The sequence below is a fragment of the Mesorhizobium sp. CA13 genome, from assembly GCF_020165235.1.
In the GTDB taxonomy this organism is placed as follows: Bacteria; Pseudomonadota; Alphaproteobacteria; order Rhizobiales; family Rhizobiaceae; genus Mesorhizobium.
On sequence record NZ_JAIUHS010000001.1, the window covers coordinates 368,642 to 386,304 of the forward strand.

Consider the following 17,663-nt stretch of genomic DNA (forward strand, 5'->3'; position numbering starts at 1 on the left):
GTCACTCCGGAGCAATTGAGCACGGAACAGTCGCGGGATCAGAGCGCCAGCCATGCCGTGCCGGCCGCCAGCGTCAGCAGCGTCAATGGCAGGCCGACTTTGAAGAAAGCGCCGAACGACAGCGACGTGCCGGCCGCGCGCGCCTGCTCGGCAACGATCAGGTTGGCGACCGAACCCAGGAGCGTGAAATTGCCGGCCAGCGTCGAGCTCATGGCGACGACCAGCCAGGCGCGCTCGGGGTTTTCCAGGCCGGGGATGAAGGGGCGCAGCGCCAGCACGGCCGGCACGTTGCTCATTACATTGGAGAGCAAGGCGGTGAAGCCGGACAGGCGCCAGACGTCGTCCAGCCCGAGGTTCTTGGCCGAGGCAACGATGTCCGGTGTCAGCAGAGTCCTTTCGGCGCCGGCAACCACGATGAACAGGCCGGCGAACATGAATAGCAATGGCCCGTCGATCTCGCGATAGATGCGCTCTGGTTTGATGGCGCGGGTGAGCAGGAGGATGGCGCCGCCGATGAGCGCCGCCTTGGCGACAGGCACACCGGCGAAGAAGGCCACGGCCAGTCCGATGCAAACCACCACCGCTTTCAGCACCTGGCGGCGATGCATGCGGCCGCGCAAGACCTGCGGCGTCAATTCGCCGTTGCGCGTGAATTCGGCCCGGTAGACGATGCGAACAATGGCGATGACCGCGACGAGACCGAACAGCGCAACCGGAGCCAAAGCCGCTGAAAAGGCCGGATAGGAAATGCCCGACAGCGCGCCGATGACCATGTTTTGCGGATTGCCGGTGATGGTGGCGACACTGCCGCAATTCGACGCGGTGGCGGTCGCGATGAGGTAAGGAACCGGATTGCGCTTGATGGCGCGGGTGACGTGAACGACGATCGGCGCCATGACAAGACAGATGGCATCATTGACCAGGAAAGCCGACAGCAGGCCGGTCAGCAGCGTCACCATAACCAAAAGCATCAACGGCGCATGCGCGTGCTCGATCGCAATGGCGCCAAGGCCGCGAAAGGCGCCCGAGACCTTCAGATGCGCCACCACGATCATCATGCCGAGCAAAAGCGTGATGGTGTCGAAATTGATGGCGCGATAGGCGTCCTCCATGCTGATCGCGCCGATGGCTATCATCGCGGCCCCGCCGAGCAGTGCGATGCCCGCCCGGTCGAGACGCAGGCCTGGTATGCGGCCGACAGCGACGCCGGCATAGGTCAGGACCAGGATCAGCAGTGCCGCCGTGCCCATCAATGTCATGCGAAGAAGGCCCTGCCCGATGCATTCAGCCCCGGCCGGAGCTGTGGCCACCACCTTTAGCGGGCGGCGCGCAAAGCGAAAATACCTTCTGCGTGATGGCTGCAGAAATCCCCAGCAACGCGCCCCCGGCGCCGGTGGCTGGCCGGATCCGCCTCAGTGAACCGTGATTGTCGCGGCTGGCGGCGTTTGCTGAGAAACCATCGGATCGAAACTGACCTGGTCGCGTCCATTTGATTTGGCGGCATAGAGCCGTCTGTCGGCTGCCGAGAATATCTCCTCATAGGTGGTCGGGCCGTTAAAGGCGGTGCCGCCAATGCTGACGGAAAGCGGACAGGACCGGCCGCCCGGCGAAAATTCCACCTCACGAATTCGCCGGCGGATGCTTTCGGCAACCAGCCAGGATTGCGAGGGATCGACGCCGGGAAGAAACACGCCGAATTCCTCGCCGCCGATGCGGCCGACGATGTCGGTGCCGCGGAGCTGATCCTTGATCGTCTGCGCGATCAGTTTGAGCGCCTGGTCGCCGCAGTCATGCCCAAGCCGATCGTTGATCGATTTGAAGTGATCGGCGTCGATGATCAGCAGCGCACCGGAATTGGCCGACGCCTGTTTGCGGACCTGTTCGAGATAGGCTTCGACAAGCATGGAGAAAGCGCCACGGTTGAGCACCGCCGTCAGGCTGTCCGTGGCGGCAACGACGCTGAGGTCACGCTGGGCAATGGCCAACTGGCGTATCTTCCACATCAGGAAGAAGAGAAACGATCCACCTAGCACCAGCGGCAACAGAATGTCGGTCAGCTGTGCCCGCCACACAGCCTCGGGCGAAAGATAGGGGAAATTGAACGAATCAACGAAAAACGCCACGCCAATGAAGAAGGCCGTGCCGGCGGCGGTGACGGCGATCACCCTGCCCCAACTCGTCGGCGACAGGTCGAGCTTCATTCCCTTGTACTCCGTTAGCCGCGTCTACTATGACGCGCTAACGCAAACAAAAGGATAAGACTTTCCCTTCAATTCGACAGCGGAAGTCGCAGGACCACGGCCGCCGGACCGGCGGCCGCCTCCGGCCTGCGTTTGGAAGATTTGTCCGGATGATCGATCCGGACCTACGACAGGAGGGTCCTGCCGTCAGCCGTTGGGCGCCGATTCGCCCAGCGTCTCTGCAACAAAGGATGCCGCGATCAGATCGTCGGCATCCAGGCCTAGAGAGCCTTCGCCGGCCCCCATGATGGCGGCAACCTTGTGGAAGGCCTTCATCTCATGGTCGGAAATCCGGGCGGTTTGCATCTTGGCCTTGAGCTCGGCGATACGTCGCCCCAAGGCGGGCGACGTTCCAATTTCACGTTTCGACATGACGGCGTTCTCTCCTTCCCCAACCCATATTTGTTTGCCCGCCATTCGCAGCCCGCATGCTTATGTTTATGAGACGCCGCGAATACAAGGCCCCGAACGCCTGATCCTTGCGAAGGTTCCCGCGCGACAAGGTCACGAAATAATACGGAAAGGGCGCGGCGGCGGCGGGGATCCCGCCGACTCGGCTGCAAGCGCATTCGTTCAGACGAAAAGGGATGAAAAGGTCCAACCGGGTTCCTGCCCACGTTGGAACTTTTCCCCTCCGGAGCAGCTAAGCCATTGAAAGTATTGGCGATCCCGACAGGATTCGAACCTGTGACCATCGGCTTAGAAGGCCGGTGCTCTATCCAGCTGAGCTACGGGACCGCTGGCCGGCTCGGAGCCGGTAAGATGTCTGCGCTGGCGCCCGCCCGGGCTTTGCCGGTCAATGCGTCCAGGGCGTCCTACGGTCATAGCGGAAATTTTCCGCATAGGAAATCTGGCGGCGCTTGGGCTCTTTCGGCTCCTCGACGCGGTAGGCGAGCCCTTCCTTCTCGGCATAGGCCACGGCCTCTTCGCGCGTGTCGAAGGTCAGCTTGATCTGGCTCCTCATGTCGCCGGAAGTGGTGTAGCCCATCAGCGGGTCGATCTTCTTGCGCATCTCGGGATCGAATTCCAGCACCCAGTGGCCGGTCTTGGCCGTGCCGGACTGCATCGCGGTTTTGGCTGGACTGAAAATGCGCGCGGACATGACCACCTCGTTGCTGTGCAAGGCAGCATGGCCGCCTCTTCGCCCGTCATTACTGCGCAATGCCGACGGCGGCAAGGTTTTTGCACTTGCAGGTTTTTGCACTTGCCATGCAACACTGAAATGAATAGGCAACAGACCGTTCGGAGTGTAGCGCAGCCTGGTAGCGCATCTGGTTTGGGACCAGAGGGTCGGGAGTTCGAATCTCTCCACTCCGACCACCTCACACAGAAAAGGCAATCGAGGGCCGTTGGCGCCTGCGAATGGCAATGTGTCGGGTGCAGAATGGGGCTGTCGGCAATCTCCGCGCGCCCAGTGGTCTTTGCTGCTGCATGTCACGGTCGCAAGAAAAGCCACGGACGGCAAAGTTGCCTGCTCCACCGCATCGACTATTGTGAGCCGGAACACGACACTGTGTGGGGCGACAGATGACCATCGGACATCGACGGTCTCCGCTAAAGCCTCACGGAGGAACCATGAGCGACAGTTGGACACCCACCCGTCTCGGCGCAGGGCGGCATTCAGCATGACGACGGAAACCGCCACGGGCGGCACGGAGACAAAATTCAGGCAGCCGCCAGCCGGACCCGGCATCGCCGTCGATCTCGATGGAGTGACCATAGATTTCGCATTGGCGGCTGGGCGTAGCTTCCAGGCGGTCGCCCGCGCCGATCTGAAAGTCGGCGACCAGGAATTCGTGGCGATCATTGGTCCGACGGGCTGCGGCAAGTCAACGCTGCTGAATGCCGGCGCAGGGCTTCTCGTGCCTTCGGCAGGCAGCGTCCGTGTGTTCGGCGCCCCGCTTCGCGGTCTCAACAGACAGGCTGGCTACCTCTTCCAGCAGGATGCATTGATGCCCTGGAAGACCGCTCTGGACAATGTGGCCATCGGGCTGGAAGTGGCAGGCGTGCCCTCTTCCGAGGCAAAGGAGCGCGCGCGAGCATGGCTCGGACGCGTCGGCCTGGCTGCTTTCTGCGAGCGCTACCCTCACATGCTTTCAGGCGGCCAGAAAAAGCGCGTTGCTCTTGCGCAGGTGCTCATCCGCGACCCCAAGATCATCCTCATGGACGAACCCTTCGGACCGCTCGACGCACAGACGCGGCTGATCATGGGCGGCCTTCTGCTCAAGCTGTGGTCGGATGACCGCAAGGCGGTGATGTTCGTCACCCACGACCTCGAGGAAGCGATCGCGCTGGCTGATCGTGTGGTGGTGATGTCGGCCGGTCCCTCCGCACGCATCATCGGCGACTTTCCAATCCCGCTGGCGCGTCCACGCGATATTTCGGAAATCAGGCTGGAACCGCGCTTCCAGGAATTGCATCGCGACATCTGGCACATGCTGAAGAAGGAAGTGCTCAAGGCTTACGGCGAGATTGAAGAAGGAGCGATCTGATGAAAAGGACGACTCTGTTTTTCGCACAGCTAACCGTGGCCGTCATCGTCATCGCGCTCTGGCAGGCAGCGTCAACGACGCACCTGATCGGCGATCCGAACAACATTTCCTTCTTCTTCTCGACCCCGTTGGCGGTGGCAGGCCAGATATGGAAGTGGTTTGCCACCGGGACGATCTGGCATCATCTGTGGATCACTCTGTGGGAGTCCATGCTGGCCTTCGCCATCGGCTCGCTGGCAGCGATCGCGATCGGCTTCTGGTTTGCCCGCAAGCCGACACTTGCGGCCGTCTTCGATCCCTATGTGAAGGCGGCCAATGCGCTTCCCCGCGTCGTGCTGGCGCCGATCTTCACGCTTTGGTTTGGTCTCGGCATCTGGTCCAAGGTTGCCTTGGGCGTGACGCTGGTTTTCTTCATCGTCTTCTTCAATGTCTACCAGGGCGTAAAGGAGGTGAACACGACGGTGCTGGCCAATGCTCGAATGCTCGGCATGAACGAGCGGCAATTGCTGCGCCACGTCTATATGCCATCGGCATTGTCCTGGGTGTTTTCATCGCTCCATATCTCCGTCGGATTTGCCGTGGTCGGCGCCGTGGTCGGCGAATATCTCGGTGCCGCCGGCGGACTGGGCTATCTGATACAGCAAGCCGAAGGCGTGTTCGACGTGGCGGGCGTCTTTGCCGGAATGTTCGTCCTCGCCGCTTTTGTGCTCTTGATCGACTGGATCGTCACGCTGGTCGAAAAAAGGCTGCTTGTCTGGCGGCCTGAATTCTCGAAACCAGGCCGATAGGGCCCAATCCAGCTCAAGGAGGAGATCATGAGGATCATTTCGAAACTGGCGGGCGCCGCCGTCGTATTGCTTGCGGCGGCCACAAGCGCAGGCGCTGCCGAAAAGGTCACCATTTCGATCGGCGGAGCGTCATGCCTCTGCTACATGCCGACCGTGCTCGCCAAACAGATCGGCGCCTACGAAAAAGCCGGCATCGATGCAGACCTCGTCGATTTCAAGGGCGGTTCTCAATCGCTGACCGCAGTATTGGGCGGCAGCGCGGATGTCGTGTCCGGCTATTTCGATCACACGGTGAAATTGGCCGCCAAGAACCAGCGCCTGCAATCCTTCGTCGTTTACGACCAGTTCCCTGGACTGGTGCTGGTGGTGGCGCCGGGCCAGACCGGCAAGATCAAGTCAGTGAAGGACCTTGCTGGCAAAAAGGTCGGCGTGACCGCTCCCGGTTCCTCGACCGACTTCTTCCTGAAGTTCCTTCTGCAGAGGAACGGCATCGATCCGACATCCGCCGCCGTGATCGGCGTTGGGCTGGGCGCTACCGCCGTCGCCGCCATGGAGCAAGGGCAGATCGACGCCGTGGTGACGCTCGATCCGGCCGTCACCGTGCTTCAGGCCAGGCATAAGGACCTGACCATCCTGGCGGACACGCGCACCCAGAAGGATACGGAGGCGGTATTCGGAGGCGACTATCCCGGCGGAGCGCTTTACACCCGGCCGGAATGGATGGCCGCGCATCCCCAGGCAACGCAGGGATTGACCAACGCCATGCTTGCCACGCTGGATTACATTCACTCCCACAGCGCCGAAGAGATCATGGCCCAGATCCCCGACAATCTGATCGGCAGCGACAAGGACGCCTACCTGGCCGCCTTGAAAAATGCGATCCCCATGTATTCGACCACTGGGCTCATGGATCCAAAAGGCGCGCAGGCCGTGCTCGACGTTTTCTCTCTCGGTTCGCCCGATGTGGCCAACGCCAAGATCGACATCACGCAGACGTACACGAACGACTATGTGAACAAGGCGAAGAAGGCCAACTGACGAGATCAACGCCAAGCAGCGGGCATATGGCTCGTTCGCCTTAGCCACGGAGTTCACCGAGCGCCGGCATTTCAGCGACTCGGTGGCCTCGTCGCCGTTTTGGGTAACCGCCAATTGACTAATACCCGTTCTTCTCTCACGCAGCTTGGCATTTGCGCAGGCAAACCGAACGCGCGGCAATAGTGAGGGTGACTGAAGTCACATGAAGGCAAGCTCGCCGGGCGAGAACCCCAACCGCCCCACTCCCGGCGAGCCTACAACCTGATTTGGAACGCAATCAGGACCGGGGTCAGCCGGCAAGCTTATATCGCAAGATCGGTGCCAGCTTTTGTTTCCCGAAATGGGACGGCTAAAGGGACATGGAACCACCGTTTGCTGGCCGGCGACCATCGCGCGCTAGACCTCGAACTCGCCCTGCCCCTCGTCCATGGCGCTGACGGTTTCAGCCGCCAGCGCCCGGGTGATCGGCGTCTTGCGTTCGAGCGCGGCGCGGTCCAGCCGCTCCACCACGCGCATGGCCGTCGCCAGGGACCGCTCGATGCGGCGCACCAGATATTGCACGACATGCGGCTCGACCTCGACCTGGCGGTCGGCGAACAGCTTGGTGATGACACCTGCCAGCAGGAGATCGTCGGGTTCGTGGATCTCGACGGTTGCCGCAGCCTTCAGCCGCGACGCCAGATCCGGCAGCGTGACGCCCCAGGCCGAGGGAAAGCGGCGCGCTGTCAAAAGCAAGTGCGAGCCGCTGCCGCGCACCGCATTGATCAGATGAAACAAACCCTGCTGGTCGACGGTGCCGGTATCGACATCGTCGATCAGCGCCGGCCGGGCGCCGAGATTTGCGATGCTGTCACCGACGCGGCGCGCCTCGACCTGAACGGCATCCGCCCGCGCCCGCCAGATCGAGGCCAGATGGGTCTTGCCGGAGCCGGCCGGGCCGGCCAGCACGACAACCGGCGAGGGCCATTCCGGCCAGCGGTCGACCAGCGCCACTGCCTGGCTGTTGGTGCCGGAGACGACGAGTTCGTCTCGCGAATAGCCGGTGCCATGGCCGAGATCGAGCGGCAGCTGGCGCGGCGGGTCGGCCCTCTGGTCGCTCATGCCAGGCTCAGCCGCGCGACCCGGCCAGGCCGGATCATGGATTGATGCCTTTGCGACGATCGGCCGGCAATGGCGGCACGGCCTTGCCGTGACCCTTGTAGAGCGGCGATTCCAGATAACGCGCAATGGCAAAGCGCACCAGCACCGCGACCGCGGCCGATGCAGGCACCGCAATCAGCAGGCCGACGAAGCCAAACAGCGCGCCGAAGGCGAACAGCGCGAACATCAGCCACACCGGATGCAGGCCGACGCTTTTGCCCACCAGCCGCGGCTGCAAGATATTGCCCTCGACGAACTGGCCGATGAAGAACACCACCGCGACCGCGACGATCATGGTCCAGTCCGGCCAGAACTGGACGAAGGCAACGCCAACGGCCAGCACCAGCCCGGTCAGCGAGCCTACATAGGGTATGAAGGAGATCAGCCCGGCGAACAGGCCGATGAGGATGCCGAAATTGAGACCGGTTAGCGTCAGGCCGGTGGCATACATGCCGCCCAGCACCAGGCACAGCGTGCCCTGCCCGCGCACGAAGCCGGCCGTTGCCGTGTTGACGTCCCTGGCGATGGCGCGCACGGTGGCGACATTGTCGCGCGGCACCCAGCTGTCGATCACCGCCACCATGCGGTCCCAGTCGAGCAGCATGTAGAAGGCGACCACCGGCGTCACCACGAAGAGGCTGACCACCGAGACCAGCGCCACGCCCGAACTCCATATCGAGGTGAACACGGTCGTCAGCAGACCGAAGCCGGATGTCAGCAGTGAGTTCAATCCGTCGCGCAGGCCATTGGCGTTGACGCCGAATTTCTGTTCCAGCCATTTCGGATCGAACGAGGTGATCAGGCTCTGCAGCCGGGTCAGGTACTCAGGCAATTTGCCGGCAAAATCGGCCATCTGCGTCGCCAGCACCGGGATGAGGATGACGAAGGCCAGCACCAGCACGACGAGGAAGGTGATGAGGATGACTACCGTTGCCATGAAACGGCTGAGGCCGAGCCGCTGCAGCCGGTCGGCCACGGGATCGAGGAAATAGGCGAGCACCATGCCGGCCACGAAGGGCAAGAGGATGGCGCTGAAAACATAAAGGAAAAGCGCGAGCGCGGCGACGCCGGCCAGCCAGAAGAAGATCTGCCGGCGGAATCCGGCGGATGGATCATCACCGGCTGCCGCCGGCGCGCTCGCCGCAACTTCTTTGTCAGGTGCCCGGGGTGGAGCCTTCGCCATAGCCGCTCATATGCCTCAGCCAAGCCACGAGATAGGCTGCGGCCGAAGCCACGGTCAAGACCCCGGACAGCATTATGAGGGCGGGACGAAGTGGATCGAGATGGATCGAAAAAGCCAGCTCACCCAGCACCAGCGCCGCCAGTACAATCTGGATGGCGGTGTTGACCTTGGAGACGAGGAGCGGCTTCATCTCGACGGGGTGGGCCATCACGGTGGACAACAGCACCGCACAAATGATCAGCGCGTCGCGCGATACCATGGTGACGACCAGCCACAGCGGCAATTGCCCGATGAAGCCAAGGACGACGAACACGGAAACCAGGAGCAGCTTGTCGGCCACCGGATCGAGATAGGCGCCGAGCTTGGAATGCTGGTTGAACCGGCGGGCGATGAAGCCGTCGATGCCGTCGGAGATGCCGGCAACGAGGAACCCGGCAAAGGCCCAATCCCAGCGCGCCTGAAACATGGCCAGCACCACGGCAGGCACCAGGACAAGGCGCATGATTGTGATCAGGTTGGGGATGGTCAAGCGCATGTCCCGTCGCTTCTGTCTGAACGATAGATGATGGAGATGAGGGATAGGCGCAAGAGAGAAGCTGCCGAGCTTCCCCCTGGTGGGGAGCAGCAGTTTCAGCGCCGTTTTCCTTGCGGACCGAAACCGTTCATGCGAAGAGCCGCAAAGGAAACAGCGACAAGCCAGATATGAAGCGCGATACAGTCAAGCGTAAGAACGGGCTCACCTATGCCGAGGCTGGCGTCGACATCGATGCCGGCAATCTCATGGTCGAGAAGATCAAACCGCTGGTCAAGGCCACGCGCCGGCCGGGCGCCGATGGCGAGATCGGCGGTTTCGGCGGCCTGTTCGACCTCAAGGCCGCCGGATTTACCGATCCGGTGCTGGTCGCAGCAAATGACGGCGTCGGCACCAAGCTGAAGATCGCCATCGACGCCGGCAAGCACGACACGATCGGCATCGACCTGGTAGCCATGTGCGTCAACGACATCGTCGTGCAGGGTGCCGAGCCGCTGTTCTTCCTCGACTATTTCGCCACCGGCAAGCTCGACCCGGACCAGGGTGCGGCGATCGTCGGCGGCATCGCCGCGGGCTGCCGGCAGGCCGGCTGCGCGCTGATCGGCGGCGAGACGGCGGAAATGCCGGGCATGTATCACGGCAAGGACTATGACCTTGCCGGTTTTGCCGTGGGCGCGGCCGAGCGCGGCCAGCTTCTGCCCACCGACGACATCGTCGAGGGCGACGTGCTGCTGGGGCTGGGTTCGTCGGGCCTGCATTCCAACGGCTTTTCGCTGGTGCGCCGCATCGTTGCGACCAGCGGCCTGGCATGGACCGATCCGGCTCCCTTCAATGACGAGGCCACATTGGCCGAGGCGCTGCTCGAGCCGACCCGGATCTATGTGAAATCGATCCTGAAGGCGATCCGCAACACGCACGGTATCAAGGCGCTGGCCCATATCACCGGCGGCGGCTTCCCTGAAAACATTCCGCGCGTTCTGCCGAAGGAGTTCTCGGCCGAGCTCGATCTCGACGCCATCGACGTGCCGCCTGTGTTCTCATGGCTGGCCAAGACCGGCGGTGTGGCGCCGGAAGAGATGATGCGCACCTTCAACTGCGGCATCGGCATGATCCTGGCGGTGGCATCCGGCCAGGCGGCGCAGGTCGCTGCCGTCTTGCAGGAGGCCGGCGAGACGGTGACGCCGATCGGCCGGATCGTGCCACGCCGCGACGCCGGCGTCATCTATCGGGGTTCGATCGGTCTATGAGCGCGCAGAAGAAACGCACTGTCGTCCTGATCTCGGGGCGCGGCTCCAACATGACGGCGCTGATCGCCGCCGCCAGCGACCCGGCTTTCCCCGCCGAAATCGTCGGCGTCATCTCCGACAAGGCGGATGCCGCCGGACTCGGCATGGCGAGGGCGCGCGGCATCGCCACCCAGGTGATTTCCCGGTCCGACCACGCCAGCAAGCAGGCCCATGACGCCGCGATCGATGCGGCGCTCGCGGCCTTCAATGCCGAGATCGTGGCGCTGGCCGGCTACATGCGCATTCTGACCACCGGCCTCGTCCAGAAATGGCAGGGTCGCATGATCAACATCCACCCTGCCCTGCTGCCGGCCTTCAAGGGGCTCGACACGCATGCGCGCGCGCTTGCGGCGGGCATGCGCATCCATGGCTGCACGGTGCATTTCGTCACGTCCGAGATGGATGACGGTCCGATCATCGCACAGGCGGCGGTGCCGGTAATGGTCGGCGACAATGCCGACACACTTGCCGCACGGGTGCTGAAGGTGGAACACCAGCTCTATCCGCTGGCGCTGGGGCTGGTCGCCGAGGGCAAGGTCCGGATGGAAAAGGGCCGCGCCGTGTTTGCCCGCTTCGCCGACGATGCCGACAATGCAACCTCGACGATCATTGCACCGAGCCCGCTGCGCGAGGAAATCGATTTCGAGCAATTGGCGCGGATCACGCCGTAAGGACTCAGATCGGGAATGATGGCATGTCGCTTGGCTCGGAAGCGCTAAATCAGAATTCACACCAGATCGAAACGGATAGGCTACGCAGAGCTTGGCTTGAAGGATTGGAACCCATTCGATTCCTTCGACATAGAGGCGATCAAGCAAAAGGCCCGCACTCGTCTGGCCAGCTTCGCCGGCCCTGACCAATGCCGGTGAAACAGCTTCTGCTGCTTCGCCATGCCAAGTCGAGTTGGGACGACCCGGATCTCGACGATTTCGCCCGGCCGCTCGCCGAACGCGGATTGAAGGCGGCCCAATTGATAGGGCGCGAACTCGCGGCGCGCGGGTGGTTGCCGGACCAGGCGCTGGTATCGCCGGCGCTGCGTACCCGCGAGACTTGGCGGCTGGTGGATGCGGAGTTACCGGCGCATCCACGGGTCGCGTTCTCCGACGCGCTTTATGAATCCTCGGCGACGGATATTCTGAGCCAGATTCGTCACGTCGATCCCTCGAACGGCAGCTTGCTGGTGGTCGGCCACAATCCCGGCCTGCAATATCTGGCGAAACAACTTGCCGGGCCAGGGTCAGAGGCCAAGGCGCGCAGGAGGCTCGAAGGAAAATTTCCAACGGCAGCCTTTGCGCGCTTCGTTTTCGAGGGCGCCTGGTCCAACCTGTCGTCCGCGCGGCTGACGCATTGCCTGCGTCCGAAGGACCTGCGCTAGAAATCCGGGGTTAAGCTGGCAGCCAAAGGCCGCTGCACGCGCGGGACGTTAATTGCCCCAGATGCCCTGGCCGGGTTCGGGCCAGCCGGTAGCGGGCTTCGTCTCGGCATCGCCTGTCTCGTGGCCGGCCATGCCGGTATCCTTGAGCGCACCGGTGACAACGTGGTCCACGCCCGCTATCGGGGCGACGGGCTGGTTGGCATTGTCGGAGCCATAGTGGTCGCTGCCGGCAAAGGCGCTGCCGGTCGCAACGAGGATGGCGGCGGTGGCGAGGGCGATCTTGTTCATTTCAATCTCCTGGGTTCATCGGTTAGGCGGCGTCTTGGGAGGACGGTTCCGCTAAGGACAAGACCCCAGGCAGTCCTGTTTTATTCCTGGGCTCGGATTGTTTTCTGCCGAGCTTGGAGGATTGGCCATGCGCAAAAAACAAGAGCGGCGGGCCAAGCCCACCGCTCTTTGTGGTCGAAGACTTACAGAATCAACGGCCCCAGATGCCCTGGCCAGACTGAGCCGGCACGTTGGCGTTCGCGTCGCCCTGCGCCTTTACGGACTTGGCGATCGAGCCGGTATGCGTGGTGTCGATGTTGGAGGTCGACTGGTTGGCAACCGGCTGGTTGACATTGTTGGAACCATAATTGTCGCTGCCGGCAAAGGCGCTGCCCGTGGCAATGAGAATGGCGGCGGCGGTGAGAGCGATCTTGGTCATTTCTTTACTCCTGAGTTCAAGTGATTGATGTCGGCAGTCGCGATCAACGGCCGAAAAGGTTGCGGTCGGCGCCCTGCGAAGCCGGGGCCTGGACGGTTCCGTTCGTCTTCGAGGTCGAAGCGGTGACGGAATGGTCGACAGCGGCGGCGGGCTGATTGGCGTTGGCCGAACCATAATTGTCGCTGCCGGCGAAAGCGGTGCCCGTGGCAACGAGGATGGCAGCGGCGGTAAGAGCGATCTTGGTCATTTTGGTTACTCCAGTATGTTTGTTCTGTCCGTCTAGTGGCGTGCCCTTGGGAGGATTTCGCGTCGCTCGGACCACCCCGAGATGGGTCTGCGATGTTGTCGTTTCCAGTCACGAAAATGTGCCGAAAAAGCTCTGGGAATGACCCTTGAAATTGAAAACCCTCGCTTCGTGCCACAATTTTATCATTTCTATTCAGTGACTTATTGAGGGAACTCTATTGCGCCTACCCGTTTTTTTGCGGAGCCTGCGTTCACCGTTTGATGCACGGTCCGTCAACAGAAATCGAACCGAACGGTTCGGTTTTATACAGGAGCGGTCGCGCGAGCGGCATCCCGGCGTTGAGCTGGGTCAGGATTATGGCTTGCAAACGGGGTGGAGGACGGCCCAGAGGCGCGCCGTATTCTCCACGGAGTGGCGTCGCACTCGCCGTGGCAGGCCCGAGCCTTCAATCGGCCGATGCCGCGGGCGCGGTAAAATCGATGACCACATCGGCCAGGCCGAGCGCCTCGTCGCGGCTGACCAGGCCATCGCCGGCAATGCCCGTTCGATGAAAGCGGGCGGTGAGCGCCAGCCGAGAGTCGGCCTGCACGGCGTCCGCCATCTGGCGCCCCATGCGGCCGAGCGCACCGGCAATTGCGATCCTGACTGGCGCCATCGCCGCGGCTACTTCCACATGCCGCGCATGCGCGCGCCAATGTCGACGCGTATCTCCGGCCGAGGTGCCCTGCCCGGTGCTGCTTGCGCTGCCGGCCATACCGTCTGTTCGAATGCCGCAAGGAGGGAAGCCGGGATGAAGCGCGTGCGCGAGGCATAGACATGGCGGTCGCCGCGCGCCGCCTGGCCATGCGGAAAGAAGCGCTGCGGCATGACCAGGTTGAGGCTGTCCTTGGCCCTTGTCATCGCCACGTAAAGCAGCCGGCGCTCCTCCTCGATATCTTCCCTGGTACCAACGCCAAGATCGGCCGGAATGCAGCCATCGACAGTGTTGAGCACAAACACGTTCTTCCATTCCTGGCCCTTGGCCGAGTGGATCGTGGACAGGATCAGATAGTCTTCGTCGCGATGCGGCGGCCCGGCCTGGTCGCTGGTCGCGTCCGGGGGGTCGAGCGTCAGCTCGGTCAGGAACCGTTCGCGCGAAGCGTAGCCGGATCCGATCTGCTCGAGCTGCAGAAGGTCGGCCCGGCGTGTGGTTGCGTCCTCGTGGATGCGCTCGAGATGCGGCTCGTACCAGAGCCTGACCTGTTCGAGATCGGCCGGCCATTTGGCGCCTGCACGCAGGCCGGTGTAGAGCGAGACGAAGCCTGGCCAGTCATCCGCCGCGCGTTGGGGCGGCCGCCAGCCGGCGAGGCCCATCGCCTCATCCAGCGCCGATGTCATCGTCTCAACGATCTGCGCGGCGGCCGAGGGGCCGATGCCCGGCAAAAGCTGCAGCACGCGAAATCCGGCGACGCGGTCGCGCGGGTTTTCAACAAAGCGCAGCACCGCCAGCACATCCTTGACGTGAGCGGCATCGAGGAATTTCAGCCCGCCGAACTTGACGAAGGGAATGTTGCGCCGCGTCAGCTCGATTTCCAGCGGCCCGCTGTGGTGCGAGGCGCGAAACAGCACCGCCTGCGATTTCAGCGCCGTGCCGGCCTCGCGCTCGGCCAGGATCGCCTCGCAGACGAAATTGGCCTGCTCGACCTCGTCGCGGACGGTCACCAGCCTCGGCTTGGCGGCGGATTTGCGTTCCGACCACAGGTTTTTGGTGAAGCGCTCCGAGGCCTCGCCGATCACCGCATTGGCGGCGGCCAGAATGGTTTCGGTCGAGCGGTAGTTGCGCTCCAGCATCACCACATCGGCGGCCTGCGCAAACTGCTTGGGAAAATCGAGAATGTTGCGCACCTCAGCGGCGCGGAACGAATAGATCGATTGCGCATCGTCGCCGACCACCGTCAGCCCGGCGCCATCGGGTTTGAGCGCCATGAGGATCGAGGCCTGCAGCCGGTTGGTATCCTGATATTCGTCGACCAGCACATGGTCGAAGCGCCCGCCCAGGTGCGTCGCTATCTCCGGTTCTGCCGTCATCTGCGCCCAGTAGAGCAGCAGGTCATCGTAATCGAGCACGTTCTGCGCCTGCTTGGCCTCGACATAGCCGGCGAACAGCTGCTTCAGCTGTTCGGCCCAACCGGCGCACCACGGAAAGGCGGAGCCCAGCACCTCGCCGAGCGGCGCCTGCGCGTTGACGGCGCGCGAATAGATGGCAAGGCAGGTGCCCTTGGTGGGAAAGCGCGCTTCCGTCTTCGAGAAGCCGAGTTCGTGGCGCACCAGGTTCATCAGGTCGGCCGAATCCTCGCGATCGTGGATGGTGAAAGCCGGGTCGAGACCGATCTCCTGCGCGTAATCGCGCAACAGCCGCGCACCGATGCCATGGAAGGTGCCGGCCCAGGTCAGCGCATCGGTGACGATAGAGGCGTCGCGGCCGAGCACCTCGCCGGCGATGCGCTCGACGCGCCTGGCCATTTCGGAGGCGGCGCGACGTGAAAACGTCATCAGCAGGATGCGGCGCGGATCAGCGCCCTTGACGATCAGGTGAGCTACGCGGTGCGCCAGCGTGTTGGTCTTGCCCGAGCCGGCGCCGGCAATGACCAGGAGCGGTCCGGCGATCCTGCCGTCGCCATGCTCGACGGCCTGGCGCTGGGCGTCGTTCAGCCTCGCGAGATAAGCGGGCTGGGAACTCGATTCCGAAAATGTCGAATCATGAGCGGCGAGGTTCATCGCCCATCAAGCATCGTTTCCGCTTTGTTCGCAACAAGGAAGCGGCGCAACGAGCTCAGCGTCGACAGGTCAGCGTTCCGGATCGACACCCATGGCCGCAGACTGCCTGCGCAATGCCTCCCGATCATTCTTTGGGACCGGCAGCAACAGGGGATCGACGGTGTCGGGCACGTCCTCGATCAGCTTGCGCGCGAGGCGGTAAGTGACAAAGGCGATGGTGCAGGCCAAGAGCAGACGGATCATCCAGCAGTCCTCCTTTGCCTGATCCAACCGGGGACATGGGGTTTTGTTCCCCTGGCTTGATCGTCGCAACCAAACCGAGGTCGTCCCGTTGTCAGGCGAGAGGAGGTAGCGATGAAGAAGCTCTCCCTAGGCCTCTTGCTGATCATTCTGGCAGTCTCGGCCTGCGACAACAACGTCCCGCCAACCAAAGCTCCGGCAGCGGAAAACCCGCACGCCGCCGGCAACCCTGTAGCCGATAAGACCGGCAAATGAGTTGGCATACGTGCAGCAATGGCGCGGACCACAGCGGGACAGCACAAAGCACAGCCTGGAAAGGACGGCCGGCGCCGCTTGGGAGGTGCCTGATAGCGCCGGCCAGGCGGATATCAGGTCCGCCGCAAGTGGATGTTAGCTGAGTCTTGCCGCAGCGTCATGGGGATTCCACCCCTTTGGCTTCCCGCAAAGTTCTGGAAAGACCGCGCCGTTCATGCTCCCAATCGCCGTCTGACGACCGCGGCATGGAAATTCGTGCCGAACAGCAGGCCGTCATCGTTGAAGTCGTAGCTCGGATTGTGCAGCGGCGCCGTGTCGCCATTGCCGAGGAAGACAAAGCAACCGGGCACGTGATCGAGGAAACGGGCAAAATCCTCGGAGCCGGTCATCGGCTCGCGGGCGACGGCGATGTCTTCGGGCGCGAACACGTTTCCGGCGGCTGCAAAGGCCTCGTCGACCAATTCGGCGTCGTTGTGCAGCGGCACGAATTCCCTGCTGTAGGCGACCTCGGCGGTGACGTTGTAGGCGGCGGCGGTGCCGGCGGCGATGGTGCGCATCTGCTTTTCGATCTCGGCGCTGACCTCGGGGCGAAAGCTGCGGGCGTCTCCCAGGATACGGGCAAGGCCGGGCAGCGCGTTGCGGGTGCCGTCGGTGATCAGTTCGGTCACCGAGACCACCGATATGTCGGCCGGGCTCAGCCGGCGCGAGACGATGGTTTGCAGATTGGTAACCAGCGCGCAAGCGGCGACCAGTGTCTCCTGGCCGTCCTGCGGCCCGGCAGCGTGGCCGCCAAGACCTCTCAGAACGATCTCGAAGACGTCCTCGGCCGACATCATCGGGCCGGGGCGGGTTTCGAAATGGCCAATCGGCAATCCGGGCAGATTGTGCAGGCCGAAAATCTCATCGAAGGGAAAGCGGCGCATCAGGCCATCGTCGAGCATGGCCAGCGCGCCCTTGCCCCACTCCTCGGCCGGCTGGAAGATGAAGCGCACCGTGCCGTTGAACCCACCCTCCCCGGCCAGCAGCTTTGCCGCGCCGAGCAGCATGGTGGTGTGGCCGTCATGGCCGCAGGCGTGCATGAGGCCGGGATTTTGCGAGCGATAGGCCACGGCCGACTGCTCGGTGATGCGCAGGGCGTCCATATCGGCCCTGAGCGCGATCGCTCTGTTGCCGCTGCCGCGCTTCAGCGTGCCGACGACACCGGTGCCGCCGACGCCCTCGGTCACATCGTCGAGGCCGAATTCCCGCAGTTTGGCGGCGACGAAGGCCGCGGTGCGCTTTTCCTCGAACCCGAATTCCGGATGGCCATGCAGATCGCGCCGCCAGCCGGTCATCTCCTGCTTCAAGGCATCGAGATCGATTTTGGCCATTTCTCCGCCCCTCT

At 63.0% G+C, this 17,663-nt stretch carries 21 protein-coding genes and 2 tRNA genes; 8 read left to right on the forward strand and 15 right to left on the reverse strand.

What is annotated here, in order from left to right; all coding sequences use genetic code 11:
• Positions 1–38: 38 nt before the first annotated feature.
• The 5 genes from LB566_RS01900 to LB566_RS01920 all read right to left on the reverse strand — a co-directional run bounded on the left by LB566_RS01900 (position 39) and on the right by LB566_RS01920 (position 3,342).
• Positions 39–1,259, reverse strand: a complete 1,221-nt coding sequence (locus tag LB566_RS01900; protein ID WP_224622756.1) for an anion transporter — start codon at positions 1,257–1,259, stop codon at positions 39–41.
• Between the two features lie 153 nt (positions 1,260–1,412).
• Positions 1,413–2,201: a GGDEF domain-containing protein gene (locus LB566_RS01905; protein WP_140549233.1), complete on the reverse strand. Its 789-nt coding sequence runs from the start codon at positions 2,199–2,201 to the stop codon at positions 1,413–1,415.
• Positions 2,202–2,387: 186 nt separating this feature from the next.
• Positions 2,388–2,612, reverse strand: a complete 225-nt coding sequence (locus LB566_RS01910) for a hypothetical protein (RefSeq protein WP_140549395.1) — start codon at positions 2,610–2,612, stop codon at positions 2,388–2,390.
• A 289-nt stretch (positions 2,613–2,901) separates the two neighbouring features.
• Positions 2,902–2,978: transfer RNA gene (locus tag LB566_RS01915), tRNA-Arg, on the reverse strand.
• Positions 2,979–3,036: 58 nt separating this feature from the next.
• Positions 3,037–3,342 (reverse strand): ETC complex I subunit, encoded by a 306-nt coding sequence (locus LB566_RS01920; RefSeq protein ID WP_140494338.1) that lies wholly within the window; start codon positions 3,340–3,342, stop codon positions 3,037–3,039.
• Positions 3,343–3,483: 141 nt separating this feature from the next.
• Here LB566_RS01920 and LB566_RS01925 point away from each other — a divergent pair.
• The 4 genes from LB566_RS01925 to LB566_RS01940 all read left to right on the forward strand — a co-directional run bounded on the left by LB566_RS01925 (position 3,484) and on the right by LB566_RS01940 (position 6,558).
• Positions 3,484–3,560 (forward strand) — tRNA-Pro (locus LB566_RS01925).
• 305 nt (positions 3,561–3,865) lie between these two features.
• Positions 3,866–4,732: an ABC transporter ATP-binding protein gene (locus LB566_RS01930; protein ID WP_224622758.1), complete on the forward strand. Its 867-nt coding sequence runs from the start codon at positions 3,866–3,868 to the stop codon at positions 4,730–4,732.
• A complete protein-coding gene (locus tag LB566_RS01935; protein WP_140549235.1) occupies positions 4,732–5,520 on the forward strand; it encodes an ABC transporter permease in 789 nt (262 codons plus the stop codon). Before LB566_RS01930 ends, LB566_RS01935 begins: the two co-directional genes overlap by 1 nt.
• 27 nt (positions 5,521–5,547) lie before the next feature.
• Positions 5,548–6,558 carry an ABC transporter substrate-binding protein gene (locus LB566_RS01940; RefSeq protein ID WP_263497949.1) on the forward strand — a complete coding sequence of 337 codons (1,011 nt, stop codon included), beginning with the start codon at positions 5,548–5,550 and terminating at the stop codon, positions 6,556–6,558.
• Positions 6,559–6,954: 396 nt separating this feature from the next.
• On the opposite strand, the gene hdaA is transcribed toward LB566_RS01940, so the two are convergent.
• The 3 genes from hdaA to LB566_RS01955 are packed head-to-tail and all read right to left on the reverse strand — an operon-like array spanning position 6,955 to position 9,410.
• Positions 6,955–7,659, reverse strand: a complete 705-nt coding sequence (gene hdaA / locus LB566_RS01945; protein WP_224622760.1) for a DnaA regulatory inactivator HdaA — start codon at positions 7,657–7,659, stop codon at positions 6,955–6,957.
• Positions 7,660–7,693: 34 nt separating this feature from the next.
• Complete coding sequence (locus LB566_RS01950) at positions 7,694–8,881, reverse strand: AI-2E family transporter (RefSeq protein ID WP_224622762.1); 1,188 nt, start codon at positions 8,879–8,881, stop codon at positions 7,694–7,696.
• Complete coding sequence (locus LB566_RS01955) at positions 8,853–9,410, reverse strand: CDP-alcohol phosphatidyltransferase family protein (RefSeq protein ID WP_224623619.1); 558 nt, start codon at positions 9,408–9,410, stop codon at positions 8,853–8,855. Before LB566_RS01955 ends, LB566_RS01950 begins: the two co-directional genes overlap by 29 nt.
• Before the next feature lie 173 nt (positions 9,411–9,583).
• Here LB566_RS01955 and purM point away from each other — a divergent pair, with 173 nt between their 5' ends.
• The 3 genes from purM to LB566_RS01970 all read left to right on the forward strand — a co-directional run bounded on the left by purM (position 9,584) and on the right by LB566_RS01970 (position 12,074).
• Positions 9,584–10,660, forward strand: coding sequence for a phosphoribosylformylglycinamidine cyclo-ligase (gene purM, locus LB566_RS01960; RefSeq protein ID WP_140494348.1), 1,077 nt, complete (start codon positions 9,584–9,586; stop codon positions 10,658–10,660).
• The gene (gene purN / locus LB566_RS01965; RefSeq protein ID WP_224622763.1) at positions 10,657–11,370 is read left to right on the forward strand and encodes a phosphoribosylglycinamide formyltransferase; all 714 of its coding nucleotides are present in this window, start codon (positions 10,657–10,659) and stop codon (positions 11,368–11,370) included. The genes purM and purN overlap by 4 nt, the downstream gene beginning before the upstream one ends.
• A 188-nt stretch (positions 11,371–11,558) precedes the next feature.
• Complete coding sequence (locus LB566_RS01970; protein ID WP_224622765.1) at positions 11,559–12,074, forward strand: SixA phosphatase family protein; 516 nt, start codon at positions 11,559–11,561, stop codon at positions 12,072–12,074.
• Positions 12,075–12,122: 48 nt separating this feature from the next.
• Here LB566_RS01970 and LB566_RS01975 read toward each other — a convergent pair whose 3' ends face one another.
• From LB566_RS01975 to LB566_RS02000, 6 genes are all read right to left on the reverse strand, one after another.
• The gene (locus LB566_RS01975) at positions 12,123–12,362 is read right to left on the reverse strand and encodes a DUF680 domain-containing protein (protein ID WP_140549241.1); all 240 of its coding nucleotides are present in this window, start codon (positions 12,360–12,362) and stop codon (positions 12,123–12,125) included.
• Between the two features lie 190 nt (positions 12,363–12,552).
• Entirely contained in the window at positions 12,553–12,780 is a 228-nt protein-coding gene (locus tag LB566_RS01980) for a DUF680 domain-containing protein (protein WP_140549242.1), read from the reverse strand.
• Positions 12,781–12,823: 43 nt separating this feature from the next.
• Positions 12,824–13,027, reverse strand: a complete 204-nt coding sequence (locus LB566_RS01985) for a DUF680 domain-containing protein (protein WP_140515477.1) — start codon at positions 13,025–13,027, stop codon at positions 12,824–12,826.
• Between the two features lie 445 nt (positions 13,028–13,472).
• The gene (locus tag LB566_RS01990) at positions 13,473–13,682 is read right to left on the reverse strand and encodes a hypothetical protein (RefSeq protein WP_224622768.1); all 210 of its coding nucleotides are present in this window, start codon (positions 13,680–13,682) and stop codon (positions 13,473–13,475) included.
• A gap of 8 nt (positions 13,683–13,690) precedes the next feature.
• Positions 13,691–15,784: an ATP-dependent helicase gene (locus LB566_RS01995; RefSeq protein WP_224622770.1), complete on the reverse strand. Its 2,094-nt coding sequence runs from the start codon at positions 15,782–15,784 to the stop codon at positions 13,691–13,693.
• Between the two features lie 69 nt (positions 15,785–15,853).
• Positions 15,854–16,027 carry a hypothetical protein gene (locus tag LB566_RS02000; protein ID WP_181169231.1) on the reverse strand — a complete coding sequence of 58 codons (174 nt, stop codon included), beginning with the start codon at positions 16,025–16,027 and terminating at the stop codon, positions 15,854–15,856.
• 111 nt (positions 16,028–16,138) lie between these two features.
• Here LB566_RS02000 and LB566_RS02005 point away from each other — a divergent pair, with 111 nt between their 5' ends.
• Positions 16,139–16,279, forward strand: coding sequence for a hypothetical protein (locus LB566_RS02005; RefSeq protein ID WP_224622772.1), 141 nt, complete (start codon positions 16,139–16,141; stop codon positions 16,277–16,279).
• A gap of 212 nt (positions 16,280–16,491) precedes the next feature.
• Here the strand turns inward: LB566_RS02005 and LB566_RS02010 are convergent, their stop codons facing one another.
• The gene (locus tag LB566_RS02010) at positions 16,492–17,649 is read right to left on the reverse strand and encodes a M20 aminoacylase family protein (protein ID WP_224622774.1); all 1,158 of its coding nucleotides are present in this window, start codon (positions 17,647–17,649) and stop codon (positions 16,492–16,494) included.
• Positions 17,650–17,663 lie beyond the last annotated feature (14 nt).

Bases quoted from the DNA above. Each gene is read 5' to 3' on its own strand.
- LB566_RS01900 (WP_224622756.1), bottom strand. From the start codon at position 1,259: ATGACATTGATGGGCACGGCGGCACTGCTGATCCTGGTCCTGACCTAT.
- LB566_RS01905 (WP_140549233.1), bottom strand. From the start codon at position 2,201: ATGAAGCTCGACCTGTCGCCGACGAGTTGGGGCAGGGTGATCGCCGTC.
- LB566_RS01910 (WP_140549395.1), bottom strand. From the start codon at position 2,612: ATGTCGAAACGTGAAATTGGAACGTCGCCCGCCTTGGGGCGACGTATC.
- LB566_RS01920 (WP_140494338.1), bottom strand. From the start codon at position 3,342: ATGTCCGCGCGCATTTTCAGTCCAGCCAAAACCGCGATGCAGTCCGGC.
- LB566_RS01930 (WP_224622758.1), top strand. From the start codon at position 3,866: ATGACGACGGAAACCGCCACGGGCGGCACGGAGACAAAATTCAGGCAG.
- LB566_RS01935 (WP_140549235.1), top strand. From the start codon at position 4,732: ATGAAAAGGACGACTCTGTTTTTCGCACAGCTAACCGTGGCCGTCATC.
- LB566_RS01940 (WP_263497949.1), top strand. From the start codon at position 5,548: ATGAGGATCATTTCGAAACTGGCGGGCGCCGCCGTCGTATTGCTTGCG.
- hdaA (WP_224622760.1), bottom strand. From the start codon at position 7,659: ATGAGCGACCAGAGGGCCGACCCGCCGCGCCAGCTGCCGCTCGATCTC.
- LB566_RS01950 (WP_224622762.1), bottom strand. From the start codon at position 8,881: ATGGCGAAGGCTCCACCCCGGGCACCTGACAAAGAAGTTGCGGCGAGC.
- purM (WP_140494348.1), top strand. From the start codon at position 9,584: ATGAAGCGCGATACAGTCAAGCGTAAGAACGGGCTCACCTATGCCGAG.
- purN (WP_224622763.1), top strand. From the start codon at position 10,657: ATGAGCGCGCAGAAGAAACGCACTGTCGTCCTGATCTCGGGGCGCGGC.
- LB566_RS01970 (WP_224622765.1), top strand. From the start codon at position 11,559: ATGCCGGTGAAACAGCTTCTGCTGCTTCGCCATGCCAAGTCGAGTTGG.
- LB566_RS01975 (WP_140549241.1), bottom strand. From the start codon at position 12,362: ATGAACAAGATCGCCCTCGCCACCGCCGCCATCCTCGTTGCGACCGGC.
- LB566_RS01980 (WP_140549242.1), bottom strand. From the start codon at position 12,780: ATGACCAAGATCGCTCTCACCGCCGCCGCCATTCTCATTGCCACGGGC.
- LB566_RS01985 (WP_140515477.1), bottom strand. From the start codon at position 13,027: ATGACCAAGATCGCTCTTACCGCCGCTGCCATCCTCGTTGCCACGGGC.
- LB566_RS01990 (WP_224622768.1), bottom strand. From the start codon at position 13,682: ATGGCGCCAGTCAGGATCGCAATTGCCGGTGCGCTCGGCCGCATGGGG.
- LB566_RS01995 (WP_224622770.1), bottom strand. From the start codon at position 15,784: ATGAACCTCGCCGCTCATGATTCGACATTTTCGGAATCGAGTTCCCAG.
- LB566_RS02000 (WP_181169231.1), bottom strand. From the start codon at position 16,027: ATGATCCGTCTGCTCTTGGCCTGCACCATCGCCTTTGTCACTTACCGC.
- LB566_RS02005 (WP_224622772.1), top strand. From the start codon at position 16,139: ATGAAGAAGCTCTCCCTAGGCCTCTTGCTGATCATTCTGGCAGTCTCG.
- LB566_RS02010 (WP_224622774.1), bottom strand. From the start codon at position 17,649: ATGGCCAAAATCGATCTCGATGCCTTGAAGCAGGAGATGACCGGCTGG.